The organism is Paenarthrobacter sp. JL.01a, assembly GCF_025452095.1.
GTDB lineage: Bacteria > Actinomycetota > Actinomycetes > Actinomycetales > Micrococcaceae > Arthrobacter.
Map to the genome: position 1 here is coordinate 2,036,062 of NZ_CP104877.1, position 13,283 is coordinate 2,049,344.

Annotated in this window: 13 protein-coding genes; 8 read left to right on the plus strand and 5 right to left on the minus strand. The window is 61.6% G+C overall.

Annotation, left to right across the window (positions count from 1 at the left end; genetic code table 11):
• Window positions 1-4: 4 nt before the first annotated feature.
• The gene (locus tag N5P29_RS09665; protein ID WP_262278348.1) at window positions 5-997 is read right to left on the minus strand and encodes a DUF1852 domain-containing protein; all 993 of its coding nucleotides are present in this window, start codon (window positions 995-997) and stop codon (window positions 5-7) included.
• Window positions 998-1,116: 119 nt separating this feature from the next.
• Here N5P29_RS09665 and N5P29_RS09670 point away from each other — a divergent pair, with 119 nt between their 5' ends.
• From N5P29_RS09670 to N5P29_RS09685, 4 genes are all read left to right on the plus strand, one after another.
• The gene (locus N5P29_RS09670; protein WP_262278349.1) at window positions 1,117-2,058 is read left to right on the plus strand and encodes a LysR family transcriptional regulator; all 942 of its coding nucleotides are present in this window, start codon (window positions 1,117-1,119) and stop codon (window positions 2,056-2,058) included.
• Between the two features lie 129 nt (window positions 2,059-2,187).
• A complete protein-coding gene (locus N5P29_RS09675; RefSeq protein WP_262278350.1) occupies window positions 2,188-2,649 on the plus strand; it encodes a hypothetical protein in 462 nt (153 codons plus the stop codon).
• Window positions 2,650-2,657: 8 nt separating this feature from the next.
• Window positions 2,658-3,386: a cyclase family protein gene (locus tag N5P29_RS09680; protein ID WP_262278553.1), complete on the plus strand. Its 729-nt coding sequence runs from the start codon at window positions 2,658-2,660 to the stop codon at window positions 3,384-3,386.
• 64 nt (window positions 3,387-3,450) lie between these two features.
• Window positions 3,451-4,209: an IclR family transcriptional regulator gene (locus N5P29_RS09685; protein WP_262278351.1), complete on the plus strand. Its 759-nt coding sequence runs from the start codon at window positions 3,451-3,453 to the stop codon at window positions 4,207-4,209.
• Here N5P29_RS09685 and N5P29_RS09690 read toward each other — a convergent pair.
• The 3 genes from N5P29_RS09690 to N5P29_RS09700 all read right to left on the minus strand — a co-directional run bounded on the left by N5P29_RS09690 (window position 4,206) and on the right by N5P29_RS09700 (window position 7,679).
• Window positions 4,206-4,976, minus strand: coding sequence for an IclR family transcriptional regulator (locus N5P29_RS09690; RefSeq protein ID WP_262278352.1), 771 nt, complete (start codon window positions 4,974-4,976; stop codon window positions 4,206-4,208). The two genes, N5P29_RS09685 and N5P29_RS09690, sit on opposite strands and share 4 nt — an antisense overlap.
• Before the next feature lie 33 nt (window positions 4,977-5,009).
• Window positions 5,010-6,164, minus strand: coding sequence for an alanine racemase (gene alr / locus N5P29_RS09695; RefSeq protein ID WP_262278353.1), 1,155 nt, complete (start codon window positions 6,162-6,164; stop codon window positions 5,010-5,012).
• Window positions 6,165-6,233: 69 nt separating this feature from the next.
• Window positions 6,234-7,679 (minus strand): amino acid permease, encoded by a 1,446-nt coding sequence (locus N5P29_RS09700; RefSeq protein ID WP_262278354.1) that lies wholly within the window; start codon window positions 7,677-7,679, stop codon window positions 6,234-6,236.
• A gap of 277 nt (window positions 7,680-7,956) precedes the next feature.
• Here N5P29_RS09700 and N5P29_RS09705 point away from each other — a divergent pair, with 277 nt between their 5' ends.
• From N5P29_RS09705 to N5P29_RS09715, 3 genes are read left to right on the plus strand one after another with little or no spacing between them, the layout of a single operon-like run.
• On the plus strand, window positions 7,957-9,003 hold the full coding sequence (locus N5P29_RS09705; RefSeq protein WP_262278355.1) for a homoserine dehydrogenase: 1,047 nt from the start codon (window positions 7,957-7,959) through the stop codon (window positions 9,001-9,003).
• Window positions 8,996-10,405, plus strand: a complete 1,410-nt coding sequence (locus N5P29_RS09710; protein WP_262278356.1) for an aldehyde dehydrogenase family protein — start codon at window positions 8,996-8,998, stop codon at window positions 10,403-10,405. Before N5P29_RS09705 ends, N5P29_RS09710 begins: the two co-directional genes overlap by 8 nt.
• A 4-nt stretch (window positions 10,406-10,409) precedes the next feature.
• Window positions 10,410-11,840 carry an aspartate ammonia-lyase gene (locus tag N5P29_RS09715; RefSeq protein ID WP_262278357.1) on the plus strand — a complete coding sequence of 477 codons (1,431 nt, stop codon included), beginning with the start codon at window positions 10,410-10,412 and terminating at the stop codon, window positions 11,838-11,840.
• Here N5P29_RS09715 and N5P29_RS09720 read toward each other — a convergent pair.
• On the minus strand, window positions 11,837-12,286 hold the full coding sequence (locus N5P29_RS09720; RefSeq protein ID WP_144658625.1) for an Lrp/AsnC family transcriptional regulator: 450 nt from the start codon (window positions 12,284-12,286) through the stop codon (window positions 11,837-11,839). The two genes, N5P29_RS09715 and N5P29_RS09720, sit on opposite strands and share 4 nt — an antisense overlap.
• Before the next feature lie 72 nt (window positions 12,287-12,358).
• Between N5P29_RS09720 and N5P29_RS09725 the strand changes: the two genes are divergently transcribed.
• Complete coding sequence (locus N5P29_RS09725; RefSeq protein WP_262278358.1) at window positions 12,359-13,042, plus strand: HAD hydrolase-like protein; 684 nt, start codon at window positions 12,359-12,361, stop codon at window positions 13,040-13,042.
• Window positions 13,043-13,283: the final 241 nt, after the last annotated feature.

Below are 13,283 nucleotides of genomic sequence, written 5' to 3' on the forward strand. Positions count from 1 at the left end.
TGGGTCAGTTGACGAGAGCAGGGTAGTTGGCGGTCCACCGGTCCAACAGATCCTTGTGGGGCGTGATGAAGTGTTCCTCCGTGTACTTCGCCTGAGTGACCGCGAGCTGACTGCGCTCGACGCGGTCGTAAGCGATCTGGGTCCGCGAGTAATCCTGCTCTCCCAGGCTCGGCTGGTAGATCGCGGCGGCGGCGGAGTTCGCGTTGTAGATCTCAGGGCGGTAGATCTTCTGGAACGTCTCCATGGTGCTGATGGTGCCGATGAGCTGCAGGTTGGAGTAGTCGTTGAGCAGGTCGCCGCGGAAATAGAAGGCGAGCGGCGCAACGCTGCCGCGTGGCATGAAGTAGCGGACCTGCATTCCCATCTTTGCGAAATATGCGTCCGTCAGCGAGAACTCGTCCTGCTGGTACTCGACACCCAGGACCGGGTGACGGTTCTCCGTTTGCCGGTACGTCTTGCTGGTCGAGACGCTGATGCACACCACTGGCGGCTGCGGGAAGCGCTCCTGGCACGCCGGGGAATCGAGGAAGTGCTGGAACAGCTTGCCGTGAAGGTCGCCGAAGTCCTGGGGGACAGTGGGTTTCCCTGAGTCCCCTGCGGCCGCTGGCAGTACGACGCTGAAGTCGAAGTCGCGGACGTAGGAAGAGAAGTTGTTCCCCACGATTCCTTGGTGGCGGATCCCGTTGAGTTGGTCGATGATCTGGATGTCGAGAACCTCGAACAGCGGGAACTGCCGGTCCGTGCCTTCGGCATTGAACTCTATCTGCACGGAGACGATCTCAAGCTCGAGCGTGTAACGGTTCCGGTCGGGGTTGTCCCAGTCTGCGAGGTCGTTGAAGCGGCGCCGAATCATGGTCAAGGCGTTGCTGAGGTTCTCCCGGCGGTGCTCGCCCCGTGCCAGGTTGGCGAAATTCGTCGTGATCCGGGAGCCTTCCGACGGCGAGTAGTCCTCGTCGAAGCGGGTGGTGCTAATGCTGAAGGTAAAGTCGTCTGCCATGATGCCAATCCGTTGATGATGGCCGGAGACGGCCTTCAGAAGATGATGTATCCATGGTGCAACCTTCCCGGGGGTATCGGGTAACTAGGCGTTACTATGCATTCATATAGACTTTTCCTATGGCACAGCTTTCGAGCGGACTGACCCTGCAGCAGCTCCGATACTTCATAGAGGTTGCAGCTGAGGGGTCCATCTCCGCGGCAGCCGATCTTCTCTACGTAGCGCAACCGACAATGTCCGCAGCGATGAAGGACCTTGAGGCCCGGGTGGGACGTGCGCTCCTGGTTCGCTCCACCCGCGGGGTCACCTTGACCGCTGACGGGGCAGAGTTCCTCGGTTATGCGAGGCAGGTCGTGGAACAGTTCGCCCTCCTCGAGCAGCGCTACCTTGGCAGGCCGCCGACGCGACGATTGCTCGGGGTGTCGACGCAGCACTACTCGTTCGCGGTGGACGCCTTCGTTCGGATGGTCAAGGGCACCGAGGTGGCCGACTACGAGTTCTCGCTGCGTGAGTCCCGCACCTGGGACATCATCGAGGATGTCCGGACGCTGCGCAGTGAGATAGGCATCCTCTACCGGAACGATTTCAACCGGAAGGTCATCGACAAGCTCCTCCGGGAATCCGGGCTCGCGTTTACTCCGCTTTTCCTCGCCGATCCGCATATTTTCGTTTCGCGGAAAAACCCGCTTGCCTCAAAAGAGAGTGCGACTCTTGCCGATCTCGCCGGTTTGCCGCGCCTGACCTTTGACCAAGGTGCGAACAACTCTTTCTACTTCGCCGAAGAAATTCTTTCCACTTTGTCCAGTAAGCAGGAGATCAGGGTCTCTGACCGTGCGACGATCTTCAACCTCATGATCGGGCTCCACGGCTACACGATTTCGACGGGCATCATCAGCGGCGAACTCGACCCGGAGATCGTCGCCATCCCGCTCGACGTTGACGAACGCATCGAGATCGGCTGGATCGGCCACGCCGCGATTCCGCTCACCGACCAAGCGCAGCGCTACCTCAAGGAGTTGCGGGCCGTGGTCGCTGAATTCGGCGTAGCGCTCCTGGACTGAGTGCAGTTGATCAGGCGGAAACGCCAACCTCGATAGACGTGCACTATTAACATCTCTAAATGCTTGTAATGCACAGTTGCCTATGTCACGATGATCCTTGGCACCTACTCTCAAGCAAGGAATTCAACCGTGATCATTGAACTCAAAAGTGTTCGGAAGCTGCGCATCCACTGGCCCATTTCGGTGGAGACGATGACCCGCCTTGGTCAGGGGGAGCCCAGCGCCCTCGAAGCGGACGCTGGTATCGCCCGCCTTCTGGACACCCTCAAGTCTTCCCCTGAACTCGGCGGTTTCGGGAACTACCACCATGTCTTCGAATCCTCGGCCGGTTTTGAGGGCTTCACCGTAGCGGAGGGCGCGAATCCAACGCTGGGCCACGTCGGCCAGCGGACCATCTCGCCCACATTCGTTTTCACCTCCTACTTCGACGCCGCCATGGATGAACCAACCGTCCAGCGATTGGTGCAGCGCGTCGTGGACATCCATCCCTGGGAGGTTCCCGTCATTGAAGTCTCCGGGCCACTCAGCGTTTCCACCAGCGCTGGCACCTCCAACGCCGCGAACATCCTGCAGGAAAGGATCGCCTCGTGAGCACTTCGATGTGGCAGCAACTGGCACCGCTGCTCGCCAACAGGACCTTCACCGACCTGACCCACGCCTTCCACCCTGGCCAGCCACACTTTGCCGCGTTTCCCGATGAACAACGCGAAGCTCTCTTCGACATGGACAAGGGCGATGGTTTCACCGCACACAGGTATTCAATCGTCGGCCAGTGGGGCACCCACGTCGATCCGCCGTCGCACTTCATCCGGGACGGCCGCACCCTGGACCAACTGCCGGTCCAGGACATGGTGCTGCCGCTGGTGGTCCTGGACATCACCAGCCGCGCCTCTGTCGACACCGATGCAACGCCCACTCTGACGGACATTGACGCCTGGGAGGAGCGCAATGGCAAGATCCCGGCTGGATCCTTCGTCGCGCTGCGCACGGGCTGGAGCCATCGCTGGCCCAATGCCCAAGAGATGGCCAACCGGGATTCAGGCGGCATCAGCCACACGCCGGGATGGTCGCGGGAAGTCCTGGAGTTCTTGGTCGAAGAACGCAATGTAGCGGCGATCGGACATGAACAGACCGATACCGACCCCGGCCTTGCCACATCCCGCCAGGACTTCAGCCTTGAAACGTACATCCTGGCCAAGGACAAGTGGCAGATCGAACTCCTCGCCAACCTGGACGGACTGCCGGAGTCCGGAGCCGCAGTCATAGCCACCTGGGCCAAGCCGCTGGGTGGAAGCGGATTCCCCGCCCGCGTCTTCGCGATCCACTGAGGCGGCAGGTCGCCGTCCTTCTTGCCTGCGGCGACCTTGGCCGCGGACTGGCTAGAATCGAGAAATGTCAAAGACCTCCAGCATGGGCCGCGGCATGATGGCCATCCTCGCCGTCGGCGAGCGTCACACCGAAGGGTACGACGGCGGTACGGTCGCCGAAGTCGCGGCCCGCCTGGACAAAGACCGCAGCCAAGTCTCGCGGAGCCTCAAAGGAGCACACCAGGAAGGATTCCTGGCACGCACGTCGGACCGGGCATACTGCCTCGATTGGTCGTTGCTCACCGACGCCCAACTGGTGACGGAACAACGCCTGCGGACTGATGGCCTCGCAGCCTTGGAAGGTTTGGCGGCCGAGACCACCGAGGCCTGCTTCCTGGGTGTCCTCAGCGGAAACAGCACCGTCACCATTGCCGAGCACGTACCTCCCGCTGCCAACCTTGTTGGTTCCTGGCTCGGCCGCCCTTACCCTGCCTACTGCAGCGACGCCGGCCAGGCCCTCCTGTGGGACGCACCCGAAGAGGAGGTGCGGAGGATCTTCCAGAACGTGGAGTTCGTCCGACACGGGCCCAACACGCCGTCGTCCGTGGACGACTTTCTTGAGCGCTTGGAAGGCGCCCGAAGCAGGGGATACTCAATTGTCGACGAGGAGGCCGAACCGGGCCTCTATTCGCTCTCTGCGCCCATCCGTGACTTCAAGGGTGATGTGGCCGCAGCGCTGCAGATAGTTGGCCCAAAATCGCGGCTGGAACCCCAGCGGGATCAGCATGCCCTGGTACTGGCTTCATGGCGCGGCTGGCTCGAAACCCGGGTCGGGGGAGTCTAATAAACCTGCCCGTGTGCGGAGCCCAAACGTTTGGACGCGGCTTGCAGGGCATCGGCCACCACCGCAATGTCCGGTTCTGCTCCGGACCGGCTGCCCAGCACGCTGAGCGCTGCAAGGATTTCTCCTCGGGCTGAGCGCACAGGGACTGCCAGTTCCCACACACCGTGCTCATATTCTTCGGTCGCCAAGACGTATCCTGCCGGTTTGTCGCGCGCCATCAGTTCCTGGACCTCGGCCCGAGAGTGGGCAGCGGCCGGTCCACCCACACCAATGAAGTTCACGTCCTTAAGCAACGAGTCCAAGGCGCCGGCGTCATGATCCCACAGCAGGGCCCTGCCAGCACCCGTGCACCAAACCGGTGTCACCATTCCAGGCTTGGCAAAACCGCCGAAAGCGGCATTGTTGCTTGAGGAGCGCAGGAGCTGCACCCGCACTTCGTCCCGGACGGAGAGGCGGGCCCGAAGACCAAAACCGGCCACCAGCTCTTCCAACTCGGCCTTCGACTCCTGGACCCAGTTCCGGTTGAGGGAACCAGCCAGGGCGAAGAAGCGCCGGCCCACCCTGAAGGGTCCCCGGTCTTCCCGCTCCAACAATTCAAGATCGCAAAGCTCCTGGGCAAGCCGGGACACGCGGCTCTGTTCCATGTCCAGTTCGGCGGCCAATTGCGAGACTCCCAGCAACTGCCTGCCTTGTTTCTCCCGGTCCGCCACCAACCGCACCAAGCGCAGGCCCTGGGCCAAAGACGAGGCTTCGGATGGAACATCCACGGATCGGCTCCTTTCAGAAAGCTCAAGCCATTCTCACATGGCCGCCTCCGAGGCGAGAACGCGGGAGCCGCCCGCCCATACGGTGTACAGATCGGCCAGGATGTTCCCGTTGGCAGACTCCAGCTCATCCACCGTGATCTCCTGGCTGCCTTGACGGCCGAAGAGAACCACTTCGTCACCCGGGCAGACGCCTGGGACGTCGGAAACGTCCACCACCATCGAGTTCATGGAGACCGCATCCACAACGGGAACCCGTTGTCCCCGGACAAGCACACTGCCTCCCATCGCAAGCGCACGCCTGTAGCCGTCGCCGTACCCGGCAGTGACGGTGGCCAGCCGCGCTTCGGAGCGCAGCGAGTGCAGGTGGCCGTACCCCACTTTGCTTCCAGCGGGATAGCAGTTCACCGAGCCGATCCTCGCCTTGAACGTCAAACAGCGCCGGTATCCGGGGTGACGCAGGTCAGAGTCTCCGTAGAGCAACGCGCCTGTCCGAACCATATCCAGCCATGCGGAGGGGACGTTGAGGGTTGCATAGGAATTTGCTGCATGCAGCAGTACCTGCTCGCGTGGGATCCCGGCGGCCTGCAGGATGGACATCGCCTGCTCCAGGAAGCGGTCCAGTCCTGCTTCGATGTCCCGAACGTCGTCCAGCGGGAAATGCGTCATGATGCCGGCGAGTTCCAGGTTACGGTGACTCAGTATTCCCGCTGCGCTTGCCCGCCCCAATGCGCTGGAGACATCCAGGCTGTGACGGCTGATGCCCGATGAGTTGATATCCAGATGGATGCGGACAACCCGCCCGGCAGCAGCTGCGATCCGGTTGATCTCCCATGCGCTTTGGGGGTCGGCAACCAGTTCTTCTACGCCATACCCGACGGCGGCCGCGATCTCTTGTGGCGCTGCTGCACGGACACGCAGCAGCTTGCCGGTAAATCCGTGGCTTCTGGCAATTCCGGCTTCCCTGTTGGATCCGACGCCGATGTAAGGTACGCCGGACCGCACGAGCCCCGGCATCAGGAGCTCCGCCCCGTGCCCGTACGCGTCGGACTTAATGACAGCGCAGAGCCTGGCACGGTCGCGCAAAAGTTCCCGCACTGCGCGGACGTTGGCTTCGAAAGCTTCTCCTTCCACCTCCAACCAGCTGGCGAGATTGTCTGTGCGGCGTACTGGGGGAGCCGGATGCAACATGGTGGGGTTCCTTTGAAGACGGCTCCGCGGCCGGGCAACAAGTTGCCCGGCCGCGGAGGATGTAAGGGGTCAGGCCGACTGGTCCTCGCGGCTTCTGCCGCTGTACCGAAGCCGGAAGAACAGGTAGCAGGCGGCCACGAATGGAATCCCGAAGTACAGGGCCGCGATCTGGGAAGGGTCCATGGCAATGCCAATGAGGGAAGCGAGGCACAGGACGAAGGCAAGGATCGGCACCACCGGATACAGCGGAGCCTTGTAGGCGAGCTCGGCCACCTTCCCGCCGTTGCGGACAAACGCACGCCGGTGGAAAAAGTGGGAGGCCACAATGGACATCCACACGCCCACTACGGCAAAACCGGCCACGGACACCAACGCCAAGTAGACGGATTCAGGGGCCACGACGCTGCTGATGAGGGATGCGAGGCCACCCAGCATGCTGACGGAGAGTGCGATCAGGGGAATGCCCCGGCTGGTCAGTTTCTTGAATGCCTGCGGGGCGTGGCCCTCGTCGGCCAGGGAGTAGAGCATGCGGGCACAGGAGAACAAACCGCTGTTGCCGGCCGAAAGCAGGGCGGTGATGATGACGAAGTTCATGATGTCCGGGGCAAAAGGAATTCCCACGGAAGAGAACACCGTAACGAAGGGGCTCTCGTCCAGGCCTACTTGGTCGTAGGGGACCGTTGCCGCGATGACAGCGATGGCGCCAACGAAGAAGATCAGCAAACGAATGACGGTGCTCCGCATGGCCTTGGGGATGCTACGGGATGGATCAGCCGTTTCTCCTGCCGCGACACCGATCAGTTCGGATCCTGAAAAGGCATAGAAGACTGCAAGGGCGGTCACCAGGACACCGGTGAATCCGTTGGGAAAGAGGCCGCCGGAAGTGTTGAAGTTCTCAAGGAGGAACGGATGGTTGCCCGAGGCGGATAGCGGGTGGAAGCCAAAGAGGGCTGCACCACCGAGGATGATGAGGCCAATGATCGCGCCCACCTTGATGATGGCAAACCAGAACTCGGATTCACCGAAGAACCGTGAAGAGACCGCGTTGAATCCGAAGAGGATTGCCGCGAAGACAAGACACCAGACCCAAACCTCGACATCGGGGAACCAACGCTGCATCAACAATCCTGATGCGGTGAACTCCGAACCGATGGCAACGGCCCAGCAGAGCCAGTACAACCATGCGGTCGTGAATCCCGTTGCCGGTCCGATTGATCTCGCGGCGTAGATGTGGAACGCCCCGGAGACCGGATAGGCGATCGCAAGTTCGCCAAGGCAGGCCATTACCAAGTAAACGACGAACGCGCCCACCAGGTAAGCAATGACGGCGCCCAACGGGCCTGCCTGGGAGATCGTGTACCCGGAGCTCAGGAAAAGCCCTGACCCGATCACGCCTCCCATCGCAATCATGATCAGGTGTCTGGTGCCCATGGACCTGCGAAGTCCGCTCTGGGCAGGTTCGGTGCCGGGTGTTTCGGACCGTTGGTCCAATTGGAGGGGTGTTGAAGATTCCATGTGATTCTCCGGTCGATGACGGATGCGAAGGGGAAGAGTCGGGCGGGCTGGGTATCACCCGCTGAAGTCCGTAGTGATGAAGGTAACACACATCATTGTTAAATGGTCATTAAAAACAACTGTGAATGTTTATACCGCACGAATGTGAGCTGGCCTCTCCCAAGATGTCCGCCGAATGGTCAGAATGACCAGGCTCTTTGCCATATCGACATGGCCGCACTGACACCAGGCCACCGCAGGATTGACTCATCAAGCCACACCACCCCAAAGGAGCACCATGACCACTTACGATCTCGCCCTCATTGGCTTCGGCGGCGTCAACCGCACGCTTGCCGAAATCGTCCACGAACGCGGTGCAGAACTCCGCGCGGATCTCGGGTTCGGTTTGCGCATTGTTGCCATCACGGACCTTCGGTTGGGCTCGCTGATGATCCCCGGCGGAATCGACCTCGACATGGCGTTGCACCTCCGGGCCGGTGAAACATTCGCAGACCACGGGGGATCGCGGGACACCAACAACGAGGAGGTAATCCGCAACTGCACGGCCGACATTATTTGTGAAGCCACCTTCACCAACCCGGAAGACGGGGAACCAGCCGTATCCCACGTCCGCTGGGCGCTGGAATCCGGCAAGAGCGTCTGCACTACCAACAAGGGCCCCGTGGCGCTTCAGGGACGGGAGCTGACCCGCCTGGCCACGGCAAACGGAGCCAGGTTCGAGTTTGAAGGTGCTGTCATGAGCGGCACTCCCGTCATCAGGCTCGCAAAGCAGATGTTCACCGGGCTCGCCATCCAGGGCTTCGAGGGCATCCTGAACGGCACCAGTAACTACGTGTTGGGCCGAATGGAAGCAGGTCTCGACCTGGAGTCCGCCGTTCGTGAAGCGCAGGAACTCGGTTACGCAGAAGCCAACCCAACTGCAGATATAGAAGGATTCGACGTCCAACTCAAGGTGCTGATTTTGGCCAATGAACTGCTGGGAGCCGGAATCACACTCGAGGACGTCAGCCGCGAAGGCATCTCTTCCCTGACCCCTGCAGACATCGCCAAGGCGGCTGCGGAGGGGCGTCGATGGAAGCTGATTGGATCGGCAATCAGGAACACCGACGGCACCGTGTCGGCTTCAGTCAAACCTATGGCGTTGCCCCTGGATCACGGCTTGGCGGGCATCTCCGGTGCCACCAACGCCGTCTCTTTCACGACGGACCTGTTGGGCCCGGTAACGATCTCCGGCCCCGGCGCAGGAAGAGTCGAAACCGCCTACGCACTGCTCTCCGACATCATCGCCATGCACGCAGCCAAGAAAGTTGATTCCTATGTCTGAGACCCTCACCTCAGTGCTTCCCACCGAAACCGGCATCCTGGACGTCACCAGTCCCTTCGACCACCGCACAGTGGGCAGTATCAAACTCACTGACCTCGACGACGTGGCAGATGTACTTGCCACCGCACGGACCGGAGCCAAGGCATCGGCAGCGCTCTCCCGCAACGACCGGGGCAGAATCCTGGACCGCGCCGCGCAGTCCATCGAAGAACGCAGCGAAATCTTTGCCCGGACAATTGTCAATGAAGCCGGAAAGACCATCCGTCAGGCGCGCAAGGAGGTCCTGAGGGCAGTCAACACCCTGCGGTTGTCAGCGGCGGAAGCCCGGCGCAACGCCGGTGAGGTCGTCCCCTTTGACGCGTACGAAGGATCCGAGGACCGGCAGGGCTGGTTCTCCCGTGAACCGCTGGGAATCATCCTGGCCATCACGCCATTCAACGATCCCCTTAACCTGGTAGCCCACAAGGTGGGGCCTGCAATCGCTGGAGGCAACGCCGTCGTTCTTAAACCTTCGGCACTGACTCCGCTGTCCGCGCAGCTGCTGGCGGAAACCTTGTTCGAAGCGGGACTCCCGGGCACCGTACTGACGCTCGTCCACGGCGGTCGCGAGGTTGCCCGGAAGATCCTGGCCGCACCGGATGTACGCATGGTGTCTTTCACCGGCGGCTTCTCAACTGGGGAGGACATCGCAAGGACAGCGGGACTCAAGAAGCTGGCCATGGACCTTGGTGGAAATGCTCCCGTCATCGTCATGGACGACGCCGACCTGCAGAAGGCGGTCGAGTCCTGCGTCTCCGGGGCGTTCTGGGCAGCTGGGCAGAACTGCGTGGGAGTCCAGCGCATTCTGGTTCACAGCTCCGTCTACCAGGAGTTCAAGTCCAGGTTCCTGGCCGAAACTGCGGCGCTGGTGTTGGGCGACCCGAGCGACGGGAAGACCGACGTCGGACCGATGATCACCGCCGGGGCCGCCGCAACGCTCATGGAGAGGATTCGCTTGGCCGTCGACGCCGGTGCAGTCCTGCTGGCCGGCGGAAAGTGCTTCGGAAACCTGGTTCAGCCGACCGTGGCCGAGGCGGTCCCCGAAGACAGCCGGCTGTGGCAGGAAGAAGCCTTCGGGCCGCTTGTGATGCTGCGGCCAGTGGATTCCATGCAGGAAGCCGTGGACGTTGCCAACTCGATCGACTTCAGCCTACATGCCGGGATCTTCACATCTTCACTCGGTAATGCCATGGGCGCAGCCAAGCAGATCCAGGCAGGTGGCGTGATGATCAACGATTCCTCCGACTACCGCTTCGACGGCATGCCGTTCGGCGGCTTCAAATACGGCAGCCTGGGCCGCGAAGGAGTCCGCTTCGCCTACGAGGACATGACCCAGCCCAAGGTCATCTGCATCAAGAACTGACGGGATGAGTAGCTTGCACAAGCAGTATCGGATGGAGGAAGACTCCCTTGGCCGCATCGAGGTGCCGGCCGACGCTTACTGGGGAGCCCACACGGCCCGGGCACTGGAGAACTTTCCCATCAGCGGGACAACCCTGGCACAGCATCCCCGCCTCGTCACGGCCCTGGCCATGGTCAAAAGGGCTGCCGCCGTTACCAACGGACGGCTCGGCGTCATTGATGCCACCACGGCGGCAGCCATCGGCGAAGCCTGCGGAGCCATCGAGGCCGGGCGATTCCTTGACCAGTTCTGCGTGGACGTCATCCAGGGAGGTGCAGGCACCAGCACCAATATGAACGCCAACGAGGTGATCGCCAACGTTGCGCTGGAAACCCTGGGGCACCCCCTCGGCAGCTATCAGTTGCTCCATCCCATCGACCACGTTAACCGCTGCCAGTCCACCAACGATGTCTATCCGACTGCCCTTAAATTGGCCTTGGCAGGCGCCGTGCAGGGTCTGTGCCAGGAACTCGCCATGCTGGCAGAGGCGTTCGGGGATAAAGGAATCTCCTTCGCTGACATCGTGAAGATGGGGCGCACGCAGCTGCAGGATGCGGTCCCCATGACGTTGGGCCAGGAGTTCCACGCCTTCGCGGCGACTGTCACCGAGGACCGGCAGCGGCTCGAAGAGTCTGCCGGTCTCCTCCTTGAGTGCAGCCTGGGAGCTACGGCCATTGGAACCGGAATCACTGCAGCTGCCGGTTACCGGGAGCGGGTAGTGGACACGCTGGCGGAAATCAGCGGTTATCGGCTGGTGCCGGCCGCCAACCTGGTAGAGGCCACCTCCGATGTGGGCGTGTTCATGCACTTGTCCGGAATGCTCAAGCGCTCCGCGGTCAAGATTTCCAAAATAAGCAGCGACCTCAGATTGCTTTCCAGCGGACCACAAAATGGTTTGGGTGAGCTGCGGCTGCCGCCGCGGCAGGCGGGCTCGTCGATCATGCCCGGCAAAGTCAACCCGGTCATACCGGAAACCCTCAACCAGATCGCATTCGCCGTCGCAGGCGCGGACACAACCGTCACCATGGCCGCAGACAACGGCCAACTTCAACTTAATGCCTTCGAACCGGTGATTGGGCACGTACTGCTTCAGGGATTGTCCTGGTTGACCAACGGAGCGCGTATCCTCCGGACCCACTGCGTCGAGGGCATTGAAGCCAATGGGGAGCTGCTAAGGGTGAAGGTGGCCAGCTCGGCGGGTCTGGCCACCGCTTTCATCCCGGCGATCGGATACGCGGCTGCCGCTGCAGTGGCCAAGCGCGCACTTCAAGACGATACGCCGGTGCTGGAGGCCATCACGTCACTGGGAGTGTTGGACCGGGGGGCCGCCAGGATCATCATGGACGACGCCTCTGGTCTTAGTCCGCGGGTGCCGGGTGGTCCTGTGGTGCCCTAAACGGAACCCCTGCGGATCACATTGGAGAGCGTCATGGCCGTCACGGTGTCGGCCACGCCGGGAATGGCGGCGATCTCCTCCCAGATCTCCTGAACGCGGCCAAGGGAACGGGCTTCCACCCGGACAATCAAGTCAAAGTCGCCACTCAGGACATCACAAAGGACTACTTCGGGGATGGCACGGAGCGCAGCCAGGACATCAGCTCCGCGCATGCGGTCCTTACGGTAAACCATGAGGAACGCCGAGACGGAGTCCTGGCCGTCGCCACCGGCCACCACCGTGTAGCCCTGGATGTAGCCGTGCCGCTCCATCCTTTCGATCCGCTGCCGAACCGCGTTCCTTGACAGCATCACCTTGCTGGCAAGGACCGCATGGGGGACCCGGGCGTTCCTGGTTAATTCCGCGAGGATGCTTTGGTCAATACCGTCCAGGCCTGGTCGTTCCATGAGTCCCATCCACAAATAAACACACAGACGCAAAGGTACAGCGCCTGCTTTGACCGAAAGGCCCAAGAAGAAATGATACGTCGACAGCTGCGCGAGCCAGCTGCGGGGGAATTCACGTGCATCCTTTTCGATATGGACGGCACGTTGGTCGACTCCGCAGAAGGAGTGATTGGGAGCGCAGTTGCGGCCCTGACGGCGGTCGGGGCCGAACCACCCGGAAGGGAGGAATTGATGGCCTACGTAGGTCCGCCAATGATCGAGTCGTTCCGTTCGCTTCCGGGCATGGACGAAGAGCGGGCCCGCTTGGCCCTCAAGCACTACAGGACCCACTACGCCGAATGGGGATCCGGGAAAGCGAGGCTTTATGACGGCATACAAGCGCTTCTCCAAGCAATCCCAGACGGCCTCCCGATGGCTGTCGCCACCTCCAAGATTGAGGACCAAGCCCTCAGGGTGGCCAATTTGTTGGGGATCGAAAAGCACTTCCTTGACATCTGCGGAGCCTCAGACGCCCTGGACCGGTCATGCAAGAAGGATGTCATCGACGAGTCCCTGCGGCGACTCCAGTCGCAGGGCGTGGACGTGGCCAGGCCTGTCATGGTGGGAGACAGGATCTACGACGTCGAGGGAGCCGCCTGCTTTGGGATCCCCACAGTTTTCGCTCTGTGGGGCTACGGCACTCACGAAGAGCTGGCAGGTGCCGCCGCCGTCGCGGCCCATCCGAAGGATGTGGTTTCCATTGTGCTTGGCCGGTAGCTCGCTACCGCCATAGCCTGCGCCAGCCCTCAATATGGAGCCACTTTCGAGACGCCGCCCCGTGGCATAGCCAACAAAATTCCATTGCTACGACAACTCAAGGGCAGTTATTCTTCGACTGTGGAACTGACCTTCCCGAAGGTCTTCCATCCGCCGCCGTAACCGGCCTGGCGTTTCGGACGGCATAGTTGCCGCCGTCAGGGTCTCACCCGTACCAATTACCGAACGCATGGCCTCCGCC

Excerpts from the sequence above, each read along its gene's own strand:
- N5P29_RS09665 (WP_262278348.1), bottom strand. The coding sequence starts at position 997 with ATGGCAGACGACTTTACCTTCAGCATTAGCACCACCCGCTTCGACGAG.
- N5P29_RS09670 (WP_262278349.1), top strand. The coding sequence starts at position 1,117 with ATGGCACAGCTTTCGAGCGGACTGACCCTGCAGCAGCTCCGATACTTC.
- N5P29_RS09680 (WP_262278553.1), top strand. The coding sequence starts at position 2,658 with ATGTGGCAGCAACTGGCACCGCTGCTCGCCAACAGGACCTTCACCGAC.
- N5P29_RS09685 (WP_262278351.1), top strand. The coding sequence starts at position 3,451 with ATGTCAAAGACCTCCAGCATGGGCCGCGGCATGATGGCCATCCTCGCC.
- alr (WP_262278353.1), bottom strand. The coding sequence starts at position 6,164 with ATGTTGCATCCGGCTCCCCCAGTACGCCGCACAGACAATCTCGCCAGC.
- N5P29_RS09700 (WP_262278354.1), bottom strand. The coding sequence starts at position 7,679 with ATGGAATCTTCAACACCCCTCCAATTGGACCAACGGTCCGAAACACCC.
- N5P29_RS09705 (WP_262278355.1), top strand. The coding sequence starts at position 7,957 with ATGACCACTTACGATCTCGCCCTCATTGGCTTCGGCGGCGTCAACCGC.
- N5P29_RS09710 (WP_262278356.1), top strand. The coding sequence starts at position 8,996 with ATGTCTGAGACCCTCACCTCAGTGCTTCCCACCGAAACCGGCATCCTG.
- N5P29_RS09715 (WP_262278357.1), top strand. The coding sequence starts at position 10,410 with ATGAGTAGCTTGCACAAGCAGTATCGGATGGAGGAAGACTCCCTTGGC.
- N5P29_RS09720 (WP_144658625.1), bottom strand. The coding sequence starts at position 12,286 with ATGGAACGACCAGGCCTGGACGGTATTGACCAAAGCATCCTCGCGGAA.
- N5P29_RS09725 (WP_262278358.1), top strand. The coding sequence starts at position 12,359 with ATGATACGTCGACAGCTGCGCGAGCCAGCTGCGGGGGAATTCACGTGC.